1 pseudogene is annotated in these 773 nt (G+C 68.2%); it reads left to right on the top strand.

What is annotated here, in order from left to right:
* Positions 1–377 precede the first annotated feature (377 nt).
* Positions 378–644: pseudogene (locus ABNF97_RS33990) on the top strand (hypothetical protein); the annotation flags it as partial.
* Positions 645–773 lie beyond the last annotated feature (129 nt).

The following is a 773-nucleotide window of genomic DNA, read 5'->3' on the forward strand; positions in this document are numbered from 1 at the left end:
ACCCGGGCGGGGGGGGGGCGGGCGGGGGGGCGGGCGCCCCCACCGCTGCAGTGCGGCGGCTGGGAGCAGACCGCCGCTCACCCGCCCACGCAGCCCTCGTGGCGGTACGCAGACGGGGAATTTCGGGAGCAGGCAAGGAGGTCTTCTGAGGCGTTGCCGGCCGAGGCGTCCAAAGACGCTTCTGACCTCGACTCGCCGCATCCTTCATCTCGACCCTCCCTGGCCAGTCGTCACGACGGAGCGCGTCGGGCGAATTCAGGTTTGCCGGAAAGCGGGACGATGGGAATGTCCTATCGGTGCACTCGCGGTGCACCCGCCAACACGCCACGTGCCGTTACCATCGACGAGCTGACACGGCCCCATCGAAGGGACATCCGATGGCCGCAGTGACCACTTGGACCGGCCGGGAGGCAAACGCCCTGCGGCAGGCCCTACGGCTGAGCGTCACCGGCTTCGCCGAACATCTGGGCGCGGCCCGACGCACAGTGACCAAGTGGAGCAGCCAGGGCGAGAAGGTCCAACTACGAGGCGACATGCAGGCCGCGCTCGATACGGTGCTCGCGCGGGCCGCCCCCGACGTTCTGGAACGCTTCGAGGCCCTGCGGAGACGAGGCACCAGCGGTGCACTTGCCGATGCCGCCAGACCACTACAGAGGTTGAAAGGCTGACGTTCGGGTCGTCACGGTGGTTCGGGGTCGAGGGTCATGCCGGTGTTGACGAAGAAGCCGGCGAGGAGATGGGTCTGTTGCTGGCAGGCTCGTAGTCGTTGTCTG

The organism is Plantactinospora sp. B6F1, from assembly GCF_040120695.1.
Taxonomy (GTDB): domain Bacteria; phylum Actinomycetota; class Actinomycetes; order Mycobacteriales; family Micromonosporaceae; genus Plantactinospora.